Source organism: Rhizobium sp. YTUHZ045 (assembly GCF_051124255.1).
Classification (GTDB): domain Bacteria; phylum Pseudomonadota; class Alphaproteobacteria; order Rhizobiales; family Rhizobiaceae; genus Rhizobium.
Map to the genome: position 1 here is coordinate 115,857 of NZ_CP101434.1, position 18,955 is coordinate 134,811.

Annotated in this window: 15 protein-coding genes; 9 read left to right on the plus strand and 6 right to left on the minus strand. The window is 61.0% G+C overall.

The annotated features are described in order from the left end of the window. Positions 1 to 45: 45 nt before the first annotated feature. The 5 genes from NMA58_RS27685 to NMA58_RS27705 all read left to right on the plus strand — a co-directional run bounded on the left by NMA58_RS27685 (position 46) and on the right by NMA58_RS27705 (position 7,508). Positions 46 to 2,133 carry an ABC transporter substrate-binding protein gene (locus tag NMA58_RS27685; RefSeq protein ID WP_434714725.1) on the plus strand — a complete coding sequence of 696 codons (2,088 nt, stop codon included), beginning with the start codon at positions 46 to 48 and terminating at the stop codon, positions 2,131 to 2,133. A 158-nt stretch (positions 2,134 to 2,291) separates the two neighbouring features. Continuing rightward, the gene (locus NMA58_RS27690; protein ID WP_430959270.1) at positions 2,292 to 3,299 is read left to right on the plus strand and encodes an ABC transporter permease; all 1,008 of its coding nucleotides are present in this window, start codon (positions 2,292 to 2,294) and stop codon (positions 3,297 to 3,299) included. A 1-nt stretch (position 3,300) separates the two neighbouring features. Continuing rightward, positions 3,301 to 4,437, plus strand: a complete 1,137-nt coding sequence (locus NMA58_RS27695; protein ID WP_183704557.1) for an ABC transporter permease — start codon at positions 3,301 to 3,303, stop codon at positions 4,435 to 4,437. A 10-nt stretch (positions 4,438 to 4,447) separates the two neighbouring features. Then, positions 4,448 to 6,115, plus strand: a complete 1,668-nt coding sequence (locus NMA58_RS27700; protein ID WP_430959269.1) for an ABC transporter ATP-binding protein — start codon at positions 4,448 to 4,450, stop codon at positions 6,113 to 6,115. Between the two features lie 22 nt (positions 6,116 to 6,137). Further along, entirely contained in the window at positions 6,138 to 7,508 is a 1,371-nt protein-coding gene (locus NMA58_RS27705; RefSeq protein ID WP_183704560.1) for an alpha-glucosidase/alpha-galactosidase, read from the plus strand. A 201-nt stretch (positions 7,509 to 7,709) separates the two neighbouring features. Here NMA58_RS27705 and NMA58_RS27710 read toward each other — a convergent pair whose 3' ends face one another. From NMA58_RS27710 to NMA58_RS27735, 6 genes are all read right to left on the minus strand, one after another. Beyond that, positions 7,710 to 8,441 (minus strand): ribonuclease activity regulator RraA, encoded by a 732-nt coding sequence (locus NMA58_RS27710; protein ID WP_434714728.1) that lies wholly within the window; start codon positions 8,439 to 8,441, stop codon positions 7,710 to 7,712. A 21-nt stretch (positions 8,442 to 8,462) separates the two neighbouring features. Further along, a complete protein-coding gene (locus NMA58_RS27715) occupies positions 8,463 to 9,626 on the minus strand; it encodes a mandelate racemase/muconate lactonizing enzyme family protein (RefSeq protein ID WP_434714730.1) in 1,164 nt (387 codons plus the stop codon). A 32-nt stretch (positions 9,627 to 9,658) separates the two neighbouring features. Continuing rightward, entirely contained in the window at positions 9,659 to 10,756 is a 1,098-nt protein-coding gene (locus tag NMA58_RS27720; RefSeq protein ID WP_434714732.1) for an ABC transporter ATP-binding protein, read from the minus strand. 10 nt (positions 10,757 to 10,766) lie between these two features. Further along, positions 10,767 to 11,657 (minus strand): carbohydrate ABC transporter permease, encoded by an 891-nt coding sequence (locus tag NMA58_RS27725; RefSeq protein ID WP_097598864.1) that lies wholly within the window; start codon positions 11,655 to 11,657, stop codon positions 10,767 to 10,769. Beyond that, positions 11,654 to 12,613 carry a carbohydrate ABC transporter permease gene (locus tag NMA58_RS27730; protein WP_434714734.1) on the minus strand — a complete coding sequence of 320 codons (960 nt, stop codon included), beginning with the start codon at positions 12,611 to 12,613 and terminating at the stop codon, positions 11,654 to 11,656. Before NMA58_RS27730 ends, NMA58_RS27725 begins: the two co-directional genes overlap by 4 nt. Positions 12,614 to 12,684: 71 nt before the next feature. Continuing rightward, positions 12,685 to 14,163, minus strand: a complete 1,479-nt coding sequence (locus NMA58_RS27735; RefSeq protein ID WP_221112800.1) for an ABC transporter substrate-binding protein — start codon at positions 14,161 to 14,163, stop codon at positions 12,685 to 12,687. A 206-nt stretch (positions 14,164 to 14,369) separates the two neighbouring features. Between NMA58_RS27735 and NMA58_RS27740 the strand changes: the two genes are divergently transcribed. From NMA58_RS27740 to NMA58_RS27755, 4 genes are all read left to right on the plus strand, one after another. Further along, positions 14,370 to 15,080: a GntR family transcriptional regulator gene (locus NMA58_RS27740; RefSeq protein WP_097598867.1), complete on the plus strand. Its 711-nt coding sequence runs from the start codon at positions 14,370 to 14,372 to the stop codon at positions 15,078 to 15,080. Positions 15,081 to 15,118: 38 nt separating this feature from the next. After that, positions 15,119 to 16,285, plus strand: a complete 1,167-nt coding sequence (locus tag NMA58_RS27745; RefSeq protein ID WP_434714737.1) for a mandelate racemase/muconate lactonizing enzyme family protein — start codon at positions 15,119 to 15,121, stop codon at positions 16,283 to 16,285. A 66-nt stretch (positions 16,286 to 16,351) separates the two neighbouring features. Further along, the gene (locus tag NMA58_RS27750) at positions 16,352 to 17,713 is read left to right on the plus strand and encodes a mandelate racemase/muconate lactonizing enzyme family protein (protein ID WP_434714739.1); all 1,362 of its coding nucleotides are present in this window, start codon (positions 16,352 to 16,354) and stop codon (positions 17,711 to 17,713) included. A gap of 17 nt (positions 17,714 to 17,730) precedes the next feature. Then, the gene (locus NMA58_RS27755; protein WP_434714741.1) at positions 17,731 to 18,930 is read left to right on the plus strand and encodes a mandelate racemase/muconate lactonizing enzyme family protein; all 1,200 of its coding nucleotides are present in this window, start codon (positions 17,731 to 17,733) and stop codon (positions 18,928 to 18,930) included. Positions 18,931 to 18,955: the final 25 nt, after the last annotated feature.

Consider the following 18,955-nt stretch of genomic DNA (forward strand, 5'->3'; position numbering starts at 1 on the left):
GAAAAGGAGCCGCCGAGTTCGCGCTCCGGAACAGAGGGAGAAACGATGATGAATTTCCGCAACGCAAGCATTCTCACCGGACTGGCGCTCGGCGTCTCGGTCATGGCGTTGAACGCCTATGCCTCCGAGCCGACCGTTCCGCCGGTGCCGCCGAACTTTCCGGCCGAAGGCAAGATCAATTATGTCGCGCGCGACTCCATTCTGGAGTTCAAGGCGCTGCCCGAATATCACGAGCCCGACTGGGTCACCAAGAATTTCGTCTCCACCGGCAAGCTACCGCCCGTCAAGGACCGGCTGCCGAAGGAACCGCTGGTCTTCAAAACAGGCAATATGCCCGACGGCATCGGCGTTTACGGCGATACGATGCGTCACGTCATCGGCGGCCGGCCTGAGGGCTGGAACTATGGTGCCGGCCAGACGCAGGGCTGGGGCGGCATCGATATCGGTCTCTCCGAATGCCTGACGCGCACCGCACCGCTCTTCCAGGTGGAAGCCAAGGATACGGAGCCGCTGCCGAACCTTGCCAAGAGCTGGGACTGGTCGGAGGACGGCCATAAGCTGACCATGCACCTGATCGAAGGCGCCAACTGGTCCGACGGCGCGCCGTTCAACGCCGACGACATCATGTTCTACTGGGAAGACGAGGTCATCGATCCCAATGTCTCGCCGCTTGGCGGCGGCGCTTCGCCTGAGGCCTTCGGTGTCGGCACGACGCTGAAGAAGATCGACGATTACACCGTCGAATGGACCTTCAAGGAAGCCTTCCCGAAGCAATATCTCTACACCATGTCCTACCCGAACTTCTGCCCGGGTCCGTCGCATATCCTGAAACCCCAGCATCCGAAATATTCGAAGAACACCTACGACCAGTTCAAGAACGCCTTCCCGCCGGAGTTCATGAACATGCCCGTGATGGGCGCCTGGGTGCCTGTGGAATATCGCCCCGACGACATCATCGTCCTGCGCCGCAACCCCTACTACTGGAAGACCGACGAGAAGGGCAATCAGCTGCCCTATCTCAACGAGCTGCACTACAAGCTCTCGACCTGGGCCGACCGTGACGTTCAGGCGGTGGCCGGATCCGCCGATTTCTCCAACCTCGAGCAGCCGGAAAACTTCGTCGCTTCGCTGAAGCGCGCCGCCGAAAAAACCGCGCCCGCCCGCCTGGCCTTCGGACCGCGCCTGATCGGCTATAACTTGCGCATGAACTTCTCCGCCAATGGCTGGGGCAACCCGGACGAGCGTGGCCAGGCGATCCGCGAGCTCAACCGCAATGAGGATTTCCGCAAGGCCGTCACCATGGCGCTGGATCGCAAGGCGATCGGCGACTCACTGGTCAAGGGGCCGTTTACGGCGATCTATCCGGGCGGACTTTCCTCCGGCACCAGCTTCTACGACCGCAACTCCACCGTCTACTATCCCTATGACCTGAAAGGCGCCAAGGCGGAACTCGCCAAAGCCGGCCTCAAGGACACCGATGGCAATGGCATCGTCAACTTCCCCGCTGGTACGGCGGGCGGCAAGGATGTCGAAATCGTCATGCTGATCAACAATCAGTACACGACCGACAAGAGCCTTGCCGAAGGTGTCGTCGGCCAGATGGAGAAGCTCGGGCTGAAGATCGTCCTCAATGCGCTCGATGGCGCCAAGCGTGATGATGCCCATTATGCCGGCCGCTTCGACTGGCTGATCCAGCGCAACACGACGGAGCTGTCTTCGGTGGTGCAGAATACCGAGCAGCTTGCCCCCGTCGGTCCGCGCACCAGCTGGCACCATCGCGCCGGCAAGGATGACCAGCTCGATCTGATGCCCTTCGAAACGCAGCTCGTCGACGTCGTCAACAAGTTCAGGACGAGCCAGGACAACGACGAGCGCGTCGGTCTGATGAAGCAGTATCAGAAGATCTCGACGGAACACGTCAACACGGTCGGCCTGACGGAATATCCGGGCGCCCTGATCATCAACAAGCGCTTCTCGAACGTGCCGCAGGGGACGCCGATCATGATGTTCAACTGGGCTGAAGATTCGGTGATCCGCGAACGCCTCTGGGTGGCTGCCGACAAGCAGGGCAAATACGAGCTGTTCCCCGAGCAGCTGCCCGGCAAGCCCGGCGACAAGGGCCCGATCAACTGATGTGAAACAAAAGCGCCTCGCAGATCGTGCGACGCGCTGGAGAGTTCCCTCCCAGCTGAAACGAGATCCAGGCCGCGCGTGACGCGCGGCCTGATATGACCAACGAGCCGGCCGCGCTGACAAGGAGCGACTGGCGGCAGAGAGAAGCGAACCGTTCGATGTTACGATTCCTGCTCGTGCGCATAGCCTCCGCGATCCCCGTTCTCTTCATCCTGAGCGTGGTGACCTTCGCGATCATCCAGGCGCCGCCCGGCGACTATGCCGATTACATAAGATCGCAGCTGATCAATCAGGGTGGCGCATCCTACGCCCAGGCCGAGGCGCAGGCGCAGGCCTACCGCGTCGAGCACGGCCTCGACAAGCCGATGGTCGTCCAATACGTCAACTGGATCGGCGGCATCGTCACACGCGGCGATTTCGGCTACAGCATGTTCTACAACAAGCCGGTCGCCGACGTCGTCGGCGAGCGCCTGCCGCGCACTTTGCTGCTGGCGCTCGTCTGCCATATCTTCGCCTCGGTGCTCGGCATCGGCTTCGGAATCTGGGCGGCGACGCGGCAATATAGCTGGATCGACAGCACGCTGTCGGCAGTCTCCTTCCTCGGCATGACGGTGCCGCGTTTCCTGATGGCGCTGATCATCGTCTATCTCCTGGTTTTCCAGTTCAACGTGACCGAGATCGGCAGCTTCTTCTCGCCGCAATATGGAGGGGCGCCGTGGTCCTGGGCGAAATTCGTCGATCTCGTCAGCCATGTCTGGCCGGTTGTCGCGATCGCCACTTTCGGCGGGCTCGCCTATAACATGCGCGTCATGCGCGGCAATCTGCTCGACACGCTGAATGCGCAATATGTCGAGACGGCAAAGGCCAAGGGTCTTTCCGGCGGCGCGGTGGTGATGCGCCATGCAGTGCCGAACGCGCTGCATCCCCTCGTCATGTATCAGGGGGTGGTGCTGCCCTACATGCTGACCGGCGAGATCGAAACCGCGATCATCTTCGCGCTGCCGACCGTCGGCCCGGCGATCGTCGGCTCGATGGCGATCGGCGACGTCTATGTCACGGCCACCTTCATGATGGTTCTGTCGGCAACGCTGATCGTCGGCAACATCATCGCCGACATGCTGCTCGCTCTGCTCGATCCGCGCGTACGCCAGTTCGGAGGAGCCTGAGATGCTTGCTTTCGATTCTTCCGACACGCCACCAACAACCGAACCTGCGATCAGGAAGCCGTCACACGGCAACGAAAGTTACCTTGCGCTCGTCTGGCGCCGGTTGCGGCGCTCCTGGACCGGCATGGCCGGGTTGGTGCTCGTCGGGCTTTTGATCATCATGGCGGTCTTTGCCGATTTTTTCGCGCCGATGGATCCGAAGGCGACCGATGTCGGCTTCGCGCCGCCGCAGGTGATGAGCTTCCACGACAAGGACGGAAATTTCGTCTTCCGGCCGCGCGTCTATGCGCTGTCGGATTCCGAGGAGCTCGATCCGGTCACCTTTCAGCCGATCGTCGGCATGGATTACGACAATCCGCGGCTGCTCGGCTTCTTCGTCGAAGGTGCTGAGTACAAGCTGTTCGGCCTCATTCCAGCGAACCGGCACTTCTTCGGTTCGACGGATGGCCAGCCGGTGCATTTCCTCGGCACCGACAAGTTCGGCCGCGACGTGCTGTCGCGCGCCATTATCGGCTCGCGGATTTCGCTGATGATCGCGCTGACAGTGGTCTTCATCGTCACACTCATCGGTACGACGGTGGGCATGGTCTCGGGTTATTTCGGCGGCACCTTCGATATCTGGCTGCAGCGCTTCGTCGAACTGGTGCTCGCCTTCCCACAGCTGCCGCTCTATCTCGCATTGACCTCGCTGATTCCGGTGACGGCGCCGACCAATGTCTTCCTCGCCTTCGTGATCGTCGTGATGTCGGCGCTCGGCTGGGCGCAGATGTCGCGCGAGGTGCGCGGCAAGACCCTGGCCCTTGCCCGCATCGATTATGTCCGGGCGGCGATGGCCGTCGGCGCGACCGACCGGCGCATCATCATCCAGCATATCCTGCCCAACGTGATGAGCCACGTCATCGTCGCGGTGACGCTGCACATACCGAGCGTCGTTCTGTTGGAATCCTTCCTCGGTTTCCTCGGCTTCGCCGTCAAACCGCCGCTGATCTCCTGGGGGCTGATGTTGCAGGATACGGCGACCTATTCGGTCATCGGTTCCTATCCCTGGATTCTCTCTCCCGTCGGCTTCGTGCTCGTCACCGTTTTCGCCTTCAATGCGCTCGGCGACGGACTGCGCGATGCGGTCGATCCTTATTGAGGTGATTGATATGGCTCTTGCACTGGTCAATTCCTTCGCCCCGCCCGTCCGCCACGATCATGACGGCCGCTCGGAAACCCCGATCATCGACGCCCGCAACGTGGCGGTGAATTTCAAGGTCGAGGACGGCATGGTCGAAGCCGTCAAGGACGTCTCCTTCCAGCTCTATCGCGGCGAGACGATCGCCATCGTCGGCGAATCCGGCTCCGGCAAATCGGTGACGGCGCGCACGGTGATGGGGCTGCTGTCGAAGCGCGCCGTCGTCTCCGATAAATCGACGGTCTCCTATGACGGCAGCAACATCCTGAAGTTTTCCGAGCGGGCGCGCCGCAAGCTGCGCGGCGACCGTATCTCGATGATCTTCCAGGAGCCGATGAGCTCGCTGAACCCGATCTATACGATCGGCAGCCAGATCGTCGAGGCAATCCGCGCCCATCGCCGGATGAGCCGGAAAGATGCGGAAAGGCGGGCGCTCGAGCTGCTCGAACATGTGCAGATCCCCGATCCGGCGGCAAGACTCCGGCAATATCCGCATCAGCTTTCCGGCGGCCAGCGCCAGCGTGTGATGATCGCCATGGCGCTCGCCAATGATCCCGACGTCCTGATCGCCGATGAGCCGACGACGGCGCTCGACGTCACCGTGCAGGCGCAGATCCTGAACCTCATCCGCAACCTGCAGAAAGAGCTGGGGATGGCCGTCATCCTCATCACCCATGATCTGACTGTCGTGCGGCAGTTCTCCGACTACGTCTATGTGATGCAGCATGGCGAGGTGCGCGAACACAACGTCACCGAGGCGCTCTTTGCCAATCCGCAGCATCCCTACACCCGGCATCTGCTCGCCTCCGAGCCTCGTGGACAAGCCAATCCGCTGCCGGAGGGCTCCGACATCATCCTCGATGCCAAGGGCGTGCGGGTCGGCTTCATGCTGCGTCACGGCACCTTCCTCAAGCCCGAGATGCGCGAGCTTGTCGCCGTCGACAGCCTGAGCCTGACGCTGCGCCGTCACGAGACGCTCGGCCTCGTCGGCGAATCCGGCTCCGGCAAGACCACCTTCGGCCAGGCGATCTTGCGGCTGAACACGCCGCAGGCGGGCGAGATCCATTTCGACCGCCAGCCGATCCACGGGCTTTCCAGGGCCGAGATGCGGCCCCTGCGCGCCCGCATGCAGGTGGTGTTCCAGGACCCGTTCTCCTCGCTCAATCCGCGCATGACGATCGGCCAGATCATCGAGGAAGGCCTTGTCGTCAACCGGCTCGGCGCGACGCGGGCCGAACGGCAGGACCGGGTGCGCGAGGCGCTTGTTGCCGCCGGCATGCCCGGCAATATCCTGTCGCGTTTCCCGCATGAATTTTCCGGCGGCCAGCGACAGCGCATCGCGATCGCCCGCGCCATAGCGCTGGAGCCGGAATTCATCCTGCTCGACGAGCCGACATCGGCGCTCGACCTTTCAGTCCAGGCGCAGATCATCGAGCTCCTGCGCAAGCTGCAGGACGAGCGGGGCTTGAGTTACCTCTTTATCTCCCACGACCTCAAGGTCGTCCGCGCTCTCTGCCATCGCGTCATCGTGATGCAGCATGGCAAGATCATGGAAGAGGGGCCCGTCGACGAAGTTCTCACCAATCCCAAGACCGCCTACACCGAACGGCTCGTCAAGGCCGCTTTCGAGGTAGCATGATTATCGAATGCCGGAGGCTATAATGGCAGGAAATCCCAAGATCACTTTCATCGGAGCAGGCTCCACCGTCTTCATGAAGAACATCATCGGCGACGTGCTTCAGCGTCCCGCTCTGTCAGGCGCGACCATCGCCCTGATGGACCTCAATCCGCAGCGGCTGGAAGAAAGCGCCATCGTCGTCAACAAGCTGATCTCGACGCTCGGCGTCAAGGCCAAGGCCGAGACCTATTCCGACCAGCGCAAGGCGCTTTCAGGCGCCGATTTCGTCGTCGTCGCCTTCCAGATCGGCGGCTACGAGCCCTGCACGGTCACCGATTTCGAGGTGCCGAAGAAATACGGGCTGCGCCAGACGATTGCCGATACGCTCGGCGTCGGCGGCATCATGCGGGGCTTGCGCACCGTGCCGCATCTCTGGAAGGTCTGCGAGGACATGCTCGCCGTCTGCCCCGAGGCGATCATGCTGCAATATGTCAACCCGATGGCGATCAACACCTGGGCGATATCGGAGAAATATCCGACGATCCGTCAGGTCGGCCTCTGCCATTCGGTGCAGGGCACGGCGATGGAGCTGGCGCACGATCTCGATATTCCCTACGAGGAAATCCGCTATCGCGCCGCCGGCATCAACCACATGGCCTTCTATCTCAAATTCGAGCATCGCCAGGCCGATGGCTCGTACCGCAACCTCTATCCCGATCTCCTGCGCGCCTATCGCGAGGGCAGGGCGCCGAAGCCCGGCTGGAACCCGCGCTGCCCGAACAAGGTGCGCTACGAGATGCTGACGCGGCTCGGCTATTTCGTCACCGAAAGCTCCGAGCATTTCGCCGAATACACGCCCTATTTCATCAAGGAGGGCCGCGAGGACCTGATCGAGAAATTCGGCATTCCGCTCGATGAATATCCGAAGCGCTGCATCGAGCAGATCGAGCGCTGGAAGGGCCAGGCCGAGGCCTATCGCAGCGCCGACAAGATCGAGGTGAAGCCGTCGAAGGAATATGCCTCCTCGATCATCAACTCGGTCTGGACCGGTGAGCCCTCGGTGATCTACGGCAATGTCCGCAACAATGGCTGCATCACCTCGCTGCCGGAAAACTGCGCCGCCGAAGTGCCCTGCCTCGTCGACGCCTCCGGCATCCAGCCGACCTTCATCGGCGACCTGCCGCCGCAGCTGACGGCGCTGATCCGCACCAATATCAACGTGCAGGAACTGACGGTGCAGGCGCTGATGACCGAGAACCGCGAGCACATCTACCACGCCGCGATGATGGACCCGCATACGGCGGCCGAACTCGACCTCGACCAGATCTGGTCGCTGGTCGACGACCTGCTCGCCGCTCACGGGGACTGGCTGCCCGAATGGGCCCGCACCAATCGTAAAGTCCAGGCCGCCTGATCCCCTCTCCCGGGTGAGGCGTCGAGAAGCCCCGCGGTCGCAACAACCGCGGGGCTTTTGCGATTTTACAAAGAGAGGGCGAACCTCGGCTGCCAGATCGAAGCGGGCGCCGACGGGGAAATGCGACGCCGCATTTTTGTGTAGGCGCCGGTGATCCCCAGAAAGTACGTCGCCCGCCGGCGGTGAGCCATGGCTAAGTTGTTATCGGTTTTTGCGCCATTCTTCGTACTCTGTGCGGGCATCATCATGCAGCGGATAGTAGCGCTGCAGCGACCCGCCCTCCATCAGCTTCGCTCGCGAGAACTCCTCCCAATCGTGGTGCTTTTGCGATTCTTCGATGACCTTCGGGGCCATTGCGACTGGTAGCACCACCACCCCGTCATCGTCCGCGACGATGATATCGCCGGGGATGACCGTGACACCGCCGCAGGCAATCGGAACGTTGACGGCGTTTGGATAGATGCTGGTCTGGACATGGTAGTTGGGCGTCCAGCCGCGCAGCCAGAGGGCGAGATCGAGCTTCTCGACATTGGGCCGGTCGCGCATGCACCCATCGATCACGATGCCAGCGCCGCCTCTGCCTTTGAAATAGGTCGACATCATATCGCCGAAGACGCCCGAGCTCATGTCGCCGCGCGCGTCGACCACGACCACATCGCCCTCCTGCACGTGATAGAGCACGTGCCGGTGCAGCTGCGTCTCCGGATCTGCATATTCTCCCTCGTTGAAAAGGTCCGGACGCTGAGGCAGGAACTGGAGCGTCAGCGCCGGGCCGACGATCGACTTGCCGCGGCTCTGCGATACCGGGCCGACCATATGCGGATTGCGGAAGCCCATGTGGCCGAGCGTACCGGCAATGGTCGCGGCGCCGATCTCCTTCAGCGCGTCGATCAAGTCTTTGGACGGTCGCGTGATATCGGGCGTATGCGTCATTTTAGGCTCCGGTGGATGAAACTACCAGTTGGTGACAGAACCGTCGCGGCGCTTCAGGTGGGGCGCCTCCCAGAAACGAAAGCTCTCCGCCTTGACCGCCTCTTCGTTGACCTCGACGCCGAGACCCGGCAGATCGCTGACCGGATAGTCCGTGCCGTCGAGCCGCGGTTGCACGGGGAAGAAGTCGGAATTGTCGAAGCCGAGCTTGGCTTCGGGCGCCCTGGTCTCCAGCCAGGCGAAATTCGGCACCGCAGCGGCGAGATGGATGGTCGCGGCCGTGCAGACTGGACCAAGGGGATTGTGCGGCATCAGGTCCACATAGTGCGCCTCGCTCCAGCCAGCGACCTTCATCGCTTCGGTAAGCCCGCCAACATTGCAGACATCGAGCCGGTTGAACTGATGGATGCCGCGCTCGATATATGGCAGGAACTGCCACTTGCTGGCAAATTCCTCGCCGATGGCGAAGGGGATGTCGGTCATCATGCGTAGGGATTCGTAAGCCCCAGGTGTTTCGTCTCGGATCGGCTCCTCGAGGAAATCAAGCACACCACGGCCGAGCTTGTTGCAGAAGCTCGCCGCCTCTGCCACCGACAGCCGATGATGGTAGTCGATGCCGAGAACGACGTCATCGCCGAGCGCCTCGCGCGCGCTGTTCAGCATCCGTGCGGTAGGCCCGATCGACTCCCGCGGCTCGAAGATGTCCTTGCTGCTTTGCCCGATGGGGAAGAAACGGATCGCCCGCCAACCCTGTGCGCGCAGTTCGCGGGCGCGGTCGATGGCGACATCGCCCTCGGCCTCGTCGCCGGTCGAGGCGAAGGTCGGAATGCGGTCGCGCTGCTTGCCGCCGAGCAGTTCGTAGGCTGGAACCCCCAGCGCCTTGCCCTTGATGTCGTGAAGGGCAATGTCGATCGCGGAAATCGCCGCCTGCAGAACGCGCCCGCCTTCGAAATATTGGCTGCGATAAATTTCCTGCCAGATCCGACCAATCTGCATCGGGTCGCGGCCGATGAGAAACTCGCGATAGTGCTCGATCGCGCCGGCCACGGCCTTCTCGCGGCCGCTCAAGCCGCTCTCGCCCCAACCGAAGATACCGCTATCGGTCTCCACCTTGACCAGCATCTGGTTGCGTGTTCCGACCCATGCAGGATAGGGCTTGATTTCCGTGATTTTAAGCTTCGCAGTCATCCACGCCTCGTTTCACACGCATCCGCCATGAGTCAGTTGGCCTTCAGCGCCATTTCCGTTTCGCCGTCAAACAGATGCATCCGCGCCTGATCGAATTCGAGCCAGATCTGTTCGTCGGGCGTGACCGCAACGGTCGGCGGCACGCTGACATTGACGATGGCGCCGGACAGGAACGCCTGCACGAAGGTGACGTCTCCGGTCGGCTCCACCGTATAGGCCTTGGCAGGGATGCTTCCAGGAACCGCGCTCTTGTGCAGCTTGACCGTCGAGTGGCGTGCGCCGAGCACGATCTTCCTCGTGGATGACCTTGCAACTTTCTGGGCGTTTTGCGGCGAAAGCTCGAGGCGCCAGCCCTCCGCGCTGGTCAACACGGTCTCGCCGCCTGCCGTGGACGCCTCCAGTGGGATAAGGCTCATCGCCGGGCTGCCGACGAAGCTGGCGACGAACATGTTCACCGGATGGGCAAAGACCTGCGCCGGAGTATCGTATTGCTGCAGATAGCCGCCGTTCATCACAGCCATCCTGTCGGCCATGGTCACCGCTTCGAGCTGATCGTGCGTCACATAGATGATCGTCGCCTTGAGATCCTGATGGAAACGTTTGATCTCCGACCGCATCTGTACGCGCAGTTTTGCGTCGAGGTTGGAAAGCGGTTCATCCATCAGGAATACTGCCGGATCGCGAACGAGCGCACGGCCGAGCGCCACGCGCTGCTGTTGGCCGCCCGAAAGTTCGCGTGGCTTGCGCTCGAGCAGCTGCGTCATGTCGAGCACGCGCGCTGCTTCCCTGACCTTCTTGTCGATCTCGTCCTTTGGCAGTTTGCGCATCTGCAGCGGAAACGCCAGATTCTTGTAGACAGATTTCTGCGGATAGAGCGCGTAGTTCTGGAACACCATTGCAATGTCCCGGTCCTTGGGGTCGAGGTCGTTGACCACCCGGTCGCCGATGACGATGTCGCCGGAAGTGATGGGGATAAGCCCCGCCACAAGATTGAGCGTGGTTGTCTTGCCGCAGCCTGAAGGGCCGACGAGCGCAACGAATTCACCGTCATTGACCGTCAACGAAACATCGTTGACAGCTTTGAAGGCGCCATAGGTCTTGACCAGATCTTTGAGGACCACGTGGGCCACCGGCAACTCCCTAGTGCTTGACTGCGCCTTCGGTGAGGGCGCGTACGAAGTATCGTTGAAGGACAAGGAACAGGACGACGACGGGCACGCTCATCATGAAGCTTGCCGCCATGAGGCCCGGAAAGTCCGTCGTGTTTTCCGAGAAGAAGCGCTGGATGCCGACCGGCAGCGTCAATTGCTCGTTCTTGGAGAGAAAGGTGTAGGCGTAGATGTACTCGTTCCACGCGCCGATGAAGGAGTAGATCGCCGTGGCGATGATGCCCGGAGCCGAGAGCGGCATGACGATCAGGAGAAAGGCCTGGAACCGCGTTGCACCGTCGATGCGCGCGGCCTGCTCGAGTTGCACCGGGATGTTGTCGTAGAAGCCCTTGAGGAGCCAGATTGCCAGCGGCAGACCGAAGGTGAGGTAAGTGAGGACGAGCGACCCATGCGTGTTCACCAGCCCGATGGCGCGCATCAGGATGAAGAGCGGCACGAGAAAGATCACTGCCGGGAACATGTTGCGAAGCAGGACGGCGAAGAACAGAAAGTTCCGGCCCGGGAAGGTGAAGCGCGAAAACGCGTAGGCCGCAGGAACTGCCACGATCACCGAAAGGATGGTCGTGGCGGTGGAGACGAAAAGGCTGTTCCAGAAGAAGCGCAGGAAGTCCTGGCCGACGCTGTTTTGCGGATCGAGCAGCTTCTGGTAGCTGGCGAGGGTGGGTTGGTCCGGCCACCATTGCGGCGGAAATTGCATGGCCGCGAAGCCGGACTTGATCGAGGTGATCAGCATCCACACCATCGGTAATGCGGTGTAAAGCAACATGAACACAAGGAAGATGCGTCCGCCCCACCGCCATCCATCGATGCGCGCACGGCGACGCGCCTGGCTTCGATGAGCAGTCTCGGCAATCGCGCTCATTCGCTTCCACCCCTCTGTTCGTTACCGCTCAGAGCACGGACGTAGAAGTAGCCGAGCGCCATCAGGATCAGGAACAGCAGCACCGAATAGGCCGATGCCACCCCCCAGCGCTGGCGGCCGAAGGCAAGCTCATAGATGTGGGTGATCCAGATATGCGATGCGTTCGAGGGTCCGCCGCCGGTCATGATCCAGGGGATGATGAAAGAATTGAAGTTGGCCACTGCGAGCAGAAGGATCGTCACCGTCGAGACGTTTCTCAAATGCGGAAAGGTGACGTGCCAGAACCGCTGCCAAGCATTGGCTCCGTCGACCTTTGCGGCGCGCAGCAACTGGTCGGGAACGGTCTGCAGGCCAGCCATCATCATGATCATGGCAAACGGAAACTCGCGCCAGATGTTGACGACGATCAAGGAGGGCAGCACTGTGCTGACGCTGTCGATGAAGTTCGGCGGCCGATCGGCCCATCCGAGGCCGACCAGCACCGCGCCGATTATCCCGAAGTCCGAATGGTAGATCCACTTCCAGATATAGGACGCGGCCACAGCGCTGATGACCCAGGGGATGATGAGGATGGCGCGCAGGATGCCGCGGCCGACAAAGTCGCGATGGAGCGCCAGGGCGCAGGCAAATCCCAGGACAAATGAAATGAGAGTGGATCCCAGGGTCCAGATGAGAGTGTTCGAGGTGACCTTCCAGAACACCGCACTTGTGAGGATGGCGGTGTAGTTGTCGAAACCGACGAAGATCTTGTCCCGGAGCTGCAGGCCAGGCGGTGTATTGAAGAACGACAATTCGATTGTGTAGTAGATCGGGTAGGCGATGACGATGAGCATCACGGCGATCGAGGGAAGCACGTATGCATAGTCAGCGCGATGCTCCAAGATGTTTCGCAGCACGCCGAGCCGATCGGATTGCAGTCTGCGGTGAGCCTCGGCCTTGCCAGTCAAGATCGTCACTGTGCGGTGCCCCTATTCTTCGGAACAAACCGGCTGCAATTGAGGTGCAGCCGGTCAGATCGTCAGGATGACTAGAGTCCGCCGTCCATCAGGTCTTTGACCTTCTTGGCTGCGTCGTCCGCTGCTTGGTCAACCGTCATGGCCCCGGTCAGGGCATTCTGCAGCATGTCCGGGATGATGATGTTCATGATCTCGGGCGACTGTGGCAGTGCCGGGAACGGGATGCCGTAGGGCAGCATCGAAGTCGTGACATCAAGAAACTTGATGTTATCGAGACGCTCCTTCATCCACTTGGTCTTGAAGCCGTTCAGGTTGCCGGGGTTCGAACCGGCATAGGCCATCTTCAGCGACCATTCCGGGCTCGTCCACATGCAGATGATGGCCTTTGCAGCCGGCTCGTCTACCTTGCCGCCCTCGACATATTCGGGCTTCAGGATGTGAATGTTGGAGCCGCCAAACACGACGGCACGCTTGCCGTCGGGGCCGGTCGGAATGAGGCCGTAGCGCATGTTGTCGATGACGGTCTGGGCTTTTTCCTTGTCGCTGCCCGTCGTCTTCTTCTGCAGGTCAAGCATGACGTTGTAGTCGGACGGGTGCGAGATCATCATGCCGAGCTGGCCAGCGAGGAACAGGGGCTGGTTGTCGGCCTGCTGGTTGGTGAGCGCCGAAACCGGAACCGACTTGTCGCGAACATACATGTCGTAGGAGGCTTGCAAGGCCGCCTTGCTCTGCGGGCTATTGAGCTGGACCTCCTTGTAGGTCGGGTTGGCGGTCGCTTCGTCGAAGACGCCGCCGCCATAGGCCCATAGCTGCGGCATGAAGCGGTATGGCGTATTACCCGCATTCTTTCGAGCCACGAGGCCGTAACCGGCAATACCAAGCTTGTCGTGGATCTGCTTGGAATATTTGACGACATCATCCCAGGTTGCCGGAGCCTTGTCCGGATCGAGGCCCGCACGCTTGAAGACATCGGCGTTCCAGATGAATGCCATCGTCTCGTTGTTGGTTGGAATACCGTAGGTCACTCCCTCCCACGTCACCGCCTTCATGGCGCCTGGCCAGAAATCCTCGGTCGAATAGCCTACATCCTCGGGCTTGAGCGGCTGCAAATAACCCTTTGAGGCGAACTCGGTCCCGCCGAGGATTTGTAGGCGGACCGCCATGGGCGCCGCATTGCCCAAAAGTGCGGTCCGGAACTTGTCCAGAAGGTCGTTATAGGTGAGGGCTTGTTCCTCAAGCTGGATGTTTGGATAGGTTTTGCGGAAGGTCTCGAAGAAGTCCTTGTAATACTGGCGCAGGAGGTCGGGGTCGCCCTCGAACACGCCCTGATACCAGAATGTCAGCCGGCCCTTATAGTCGAGCGGGGTGACCTTGGCGCAACCGGCCGCCGTGTCGAACTCCTGCGTGCCGGCGATTGAGCGCACATATTGCGGTGACCACTGGCTCAAGTCGACCGGCGCACTGAGCGCAGGCACGGACATCAACGATACCATCAAAGCAGTGGATACAGTGCCGCGTACAACGACACCGCCGAGCGAAAGACTCGTCATAGGTACTCTCCCAGGTTTTCTCCCAAGCCGCTCTCAATCGAGGCGGTCTTGCTCCCAGGTCGTGGGATTCTCCCACTTAATGTATCCCTTCGACCTTATCATACGTTTTCACGCCGAAGATTGTCTGTCAACTCAAGAAAATCGTACATTGTTTTAGGAAGTTTTGCGTGATATCCCGGAAATGTGTGTATGGATTGGGGACAGTCTTGGCCGAGACAAGCGAATTTAAAGCACAGCCGCCCGAGGGGATCGACGCTACTGGGGCCTCGAGCGAGGGCGCGTCTGTTTACCAGCTGATCAGGGACGACATCATCGAAGGGCGGCTCGCGGCCAACGAGCGGCTCGTCATCACCGATCTCGCCCGGCGCCACGGCACCTCGACCAACCCCGTGCGGGAGGCTTTGCAACTGCTGCGCGGCGAGGGCTTTGTCACCTTCGTTCCCAACCGCGGAGCGCGCGTGCGGCCCATCGATCAGGACTTTGTTCGGGATATCTACGAGATAGGCGTCTTGATCGAGCCCTCACTGACTCGCTGGTTCGTGAATATGGCGACGGTGGAGGACATTGCTGAACTCGAACGCATCCAAAGCCTCATTGAAGAGAACAACTTTGCCGACACGCTAAGGCATAGCGAACTCGACACCGCCTTTCATACCGTCATGTACCGGAAGCACTACAATCGCCATGCGGCCGAGCTCTGGTGGAAGCATCGCGAAGTGCTTCGAGCCGTGAGCCGCCGCTTCGATTTTACGCTTGCCCGGCGTGCAGCGATCCTGAGCGAGCATCGCGAGCTTATCGCGCATGTCAAAGCCGGAAGGGCGAACGAGGCAGCCGAACTTATCGCACGCCATGTCGAAGGCTCGGGGCGGCACATCCTCGAACACATGCGTGCGCGTAACGCCGCTCGCGCGGGATAAAGTGCATACCCGGAACACTTCAGGTAGAGGCAGTTGAGATGAAAATCACTAGCGTTCGGCCGTGGCTGATCAAGTCCGATGCTTCCTATTGGGGAGAGTTCCTGTTCGTCGAAGTGACGACCGACGAGGGGGTGAGCGGCTGGGGAGAGATCACCACCACGACAAGGCTCGCCAATCGGGCCCTGTGCACGATCTTGCGGCAGATCGGCGCCGCTTTGACGGGTGAGGATCCGGCGCGCATCGAGTATCTGTGGCACAAGATATTCCGCAGCTTCACCTACATGGGCAGTCGCGGCGCCGCCGTCGAATGCGTCAGCGCCATCGACATAGCCCTCTGGGACATCCGGGGCAAAGTCCTTGGCAAGCCGATATACGAGCTCCTGGGCGGACCGGTACGCGACCGAATTGCGCTCTACACCCATCCCAACCAGGCCAAGTTTACGAGCAAGGAGGCGGTGGTCAGGGAAATTCGAGACATCGTCGAGTCCGGTCACACCGCGCTCAAGTTCGATCCTTTCCCATACCAGGGCATCGCCTCTGGTGGACTGGCTCGCGAACAACGAAACGGCTACCTCGATGGCAGCATGACGCGCAAGGATGAGCGTGAGGCCGCCGAACTCACCGCCCTGATCCGCGAAACGGCGGGTGCTGACGTCGACATCCTCATCGATGCGCATGGCCGGTTCGACGTTCCCACCGCCATTCGCCTTTGTCGGAGCCTCGAGGAAGCCGGTCAGATCGACTGGTTCGAGGAGCCCTGCCCACCGGAGAGCCTCAACGCTCTCAGGCAGGTCCGCGAGAAGGTCAGCGCCCCCATCTCATGGGGCGAGCGCGGCCACACGAAATGGGATTTCGTGCCGGTGCTCGAAAACAGGCTCGCCGACTACATTATGCCCGATGTCACCTGGACCGGCGGCATTACCGAACTCAAGAAGATTTCTGCCCTGTGCGAAGCCTATTACATCCCCGTCTCGCCGCATGACGCCTCAGGGCCGATCAACGTGGTTGCCGGAGCGCAGGTGATGATGACCGTTCCGAATTTCTACAAGCTTGAAACGTCAGAGTGGAACCTCGGCAAATACGATCACCTGATCGACACACCACTCGATGTTTCTAACGGCAGCCTCACGCTTACGTCCAAGCCGGGTCTCGGCGTTGAGATGAACCGCGAATACCTTCAAGACCATGAAATAGAGTTCGACTAGCCAGCAACGCTCTCGGCCGCCCCAACGTGCGCGGCGATGGGCTCCCCACCAGAACGAGGAACAGTCATGCCAGAGGCATATTCGGCCGACGAGGCGCTCAATCGGGTGAACACGCATTCCAGGCCGTCAGACCTTCGCATCACCGACATGCGGGTAGCCGAAATTACCGGCGCGCCTTTCGCCTCGGTGCTGCTCAAGATTCACACGAACCAGGGCATCGTCGGGCTGGGCGAAGTGCGCGACGGTGCAAGCGCCACCTACGCACTGATGCTGAAGAGCCGGTTGCTTGGCGAAAATCCTTGCGACATCGACCGCCTGTTTCGCCGGATCAAGCAGTTCGGTGGCCACGGCCGGCAAGGTGGCGGCGTATCGGCGGTTGAAATCGCCTTGTGGGATCTTGCCGGAAAAGCCTATGGCGTCCCGATCTACCAGATGCTTGGCGGGCGTTTCCGGGAGAAAGTGCGCCTCTATTGCGATACCGACGCCGCTGTGGCGAGCGGCACCGCAACCGGCAGGCGCCTCAAGCAGCGCATGGAGCTCGGCTTCACCTTCCTCAAGATGGATCTGGGCCTGATGCAGATCGCTGATGTGCCCGGTGCGGTCGTCTTTCCTGCCGGTTCACTGGAAGGGTACCGAACCAGTCCCGTTCGGGGGCCGCTGAAGACCATAGAAGAGCGGCGGATCCGCAACGCTTCGTACGATCTGCATAACGTCCCGCACCCGTTTACCGGTCTGCACTTTTCGGACAAGGGCCTCGATCTGCTCGAGCAATACATCGCCGAGGTCCGTGAGGTCATCGGCATGGATGTACCGCTGGCGATCGACCATATCGGCCATATTTCGATGCAGAATGGCATCCGCCTTGCCAGGCGGATCGAAAAATATGTGCCGGCCTGGCTCGAGGATGTGATCCCATGGCAGTACACCGAGCAATACCGACAACTCCAGGACGCCACCACGGTGCCGATCTGCACCGGCGAGGATATATATCTCAAGGAGGGCTTCGAGCCGCTGCTGAACAGCGGCGGTGTCTCCGTTATCCATCCTGACCTGCTCACCAGTGGAGGCATCCTAGAGACCAAGAAGATCGGCGACATGGCGCAGGACCGGGGTGTCGCCATGGCCATCCACATGGCAGAAAGTCCGATCGCCGCGATGGCCGCCGCACATGTCGCGACCGCGACCGAAAATTTCATGGCGCTCGAATACCATTCCGCCGATGTCGACTGGTGGGACGATATCGTCACCGGTCTTCCCAAGCCGCTGGTGACAAACGGCTTCATCACTGTTTCGGATAAGCCGGGCCTGGGGATTGACGACGTGGTCGACGAGGTGATCTTGCGGCATCTGCAGCCGGGCGTCGCCGGCATTTGGCAGCCGACGGATCACTGGGACGATGAATATTCCTGGGACCGCACCTGGAGCTGAGGCGAAAAGGGCCGAAGATGAAGATCACCGACCTGCGCTGTGCCGTTATCGGCAAACACCCGATCGTCCGCATCGTCACGGACGAGGGCCTTTATGGCTTGGGCGAAGTCGAATTCACCAAGGCCTACCTCAAGCCCTGGGTGCTGCATTTCCGCGAGGCGCTGGTCGGCGAGGACCCGACCGACGTCGAGAGAGTGATGTTGAAGATCCGCCAGCGTGGCTCGTTCAAGCCGTATGGCGCGGCGGTGAGCGCGATCGAGCATGCGCTGTGGGATATCGCCGGCAAGGCTGCGGGCGTGCCGGCCTATAAACTGCTCGGCGGCAAGGTGCGGGACAAGGTGCGCGTCTACAACGGCTCGGTCCGCCAGAAACGCACCGGTGACCGGCCGGAGGATTACGCCGCTGACGTCAAATGGATGATGGAGCAGCCGCAGAACTTCTTCATGATCAAGCAAGGAATTTCTTTCCATTCCAATATGAAGGACACCATCGAGGGTTTCCACTACGGCGTGACGCAGAAGAAGGCCGGCTATCACGGTGCCATGGATCAGGGCGTGATCAGCGAGCGTGGGTTCAACCATATGCTCGACTGCGTGATCGCAATGAAGGAAGTGCTGGGCGACAAGGTCAGCCTGGCGCTCGACTGCGGCCCGGGCTGGATGCTGCCGGATGCGATCAAATTCGCTCGCGCGGTCGAGAAGTACAATTTGATGTGGCTCGAGGACATGCTGACAGGCGACTACGTGCCGTGGGTCAACCCGCAGGCCTATCGGGAACTGACAACCTCGACCTCGACGCCAATCCACACCGGTGAGCAGATCTACCTCAGGCACAATTTCAAGGAACTGATCGAGACGCAGGCGGTCCGCGTCATTGGCCCCGATCCAGCCGACATTGGCGGAATGGCCGAGCTCAAATGGGTCGCCGAGCACGCCCACATGCACTCGATCCTGATGGCACCGCATGGCGTCGCTAATGGCCTGCTGGGACTCGGCGCGCTGATCAATGTCTGCGCCACGTTGCCGGCAAATTACGTCGCCTTCGAATATCCGACCGCTTCGGACCCCTGGTGGGAGGACCTTGTCATCGGCTTGCCGCCGCAGATCGTGAAGGACAGCATGGTGGACCTACTGGAAGCGCCCGGGCTGGGTCTCGACATCGACGCTGAGGCGGCCGGGAGATATCTCAGGGAAGAGGATGCGGGCTTTTTCGACTGAACCTTCCTCCACCCGCAGTACGATC

Excerpts from the sequence above, each read along its gene's own strand:
- NMA58_RS27685 (WP_434714725.1), top strand. The coding sequence starts at position 46 with ATGATGAATTTCCGCAACGCAAGCATTCTCACCGGACTGGCGCTCGGC.
- NMA58_RS27690 (WP_430959270.1), top strand. The coding sequence starts at position 2,292 with ATGTTACGATTCCTGCTCGTGCGCATAGCCTCCGCGATCCCCGTTCTC.
- NMA58_RS27695 (WP_183704557.1), top strand. The coding sequence starts at position 3,301 with ATGCTTGCTTTCGATTCTTCCGACACGCCACCAACAACCGAACCTGCG.
- NMA58_RS27700 (WP_430959269.1), top strand. The coding sequence starts at position 4,448 with ATGGCTCTTGCACTGGTCAATTCCTTCGCCCCGCCCGTCCGCCACGAT.
- NMA58_RS27705 (WP_183704560.1), top strand. The coding sequence starts at position 6,138 with ATGGCAGGAAATCCCAAGATCACTTTCATCGGAGCAGGCTCCACCGTC.
- NMA58_RS27710 (WP_434714728.1), bottom strand. The coding sequence starts at position 8,441 with ATGACGCATACGCCCGATATCACGCGACCGTCCAAAGACTTGATCGAC.
- NMA58_RS27715 (WP_434714730.1), bottom strand. The coding sequence starts at position 9,626 with ATGACTGCGAAGCTTAAAATCACGGAAATCAAGCCCTATCCTGCATGG.
- NMA58_RS27725 (WP_097598864.1), bottom strand. The coding sequence starts at position 11,657 with ATGAGCGCGATTGCCGAGACTGCTCATCGAAGCCAGGCGCGTCGCCGT.
- NMA58_RS27735 (WP_221112800.1), bottom strand. The coding sequence starts at position 14,163 with ATGACGAGTCTTTCGCTCGGCGGTGTCGTTGTACGCGGCACTGTATCC.
- NMA58_RS27745 (WP_434714737.1), top strand. The coding sequence starts at position 15,119 with ATGAAAATCACTAGCGTTCGGCCGTGGCTGATCAAGTCCGATGCTTCC.
- NMA58_RS27750 (WP_434714739.1), top strand. The coding sequence starts at position 16,352 with ATGCCAGAGGCATATTCGGCCGACGAGGCGCTCAATCGGGTGAACACG.
- NMA58_RS27755 (WP_434714741.1), top strand. The coding sequence starts at position 17,731 with ATGAAGATCACCGACCTGCGCTGTGCCGTTATCGGCAAACACCCGATC.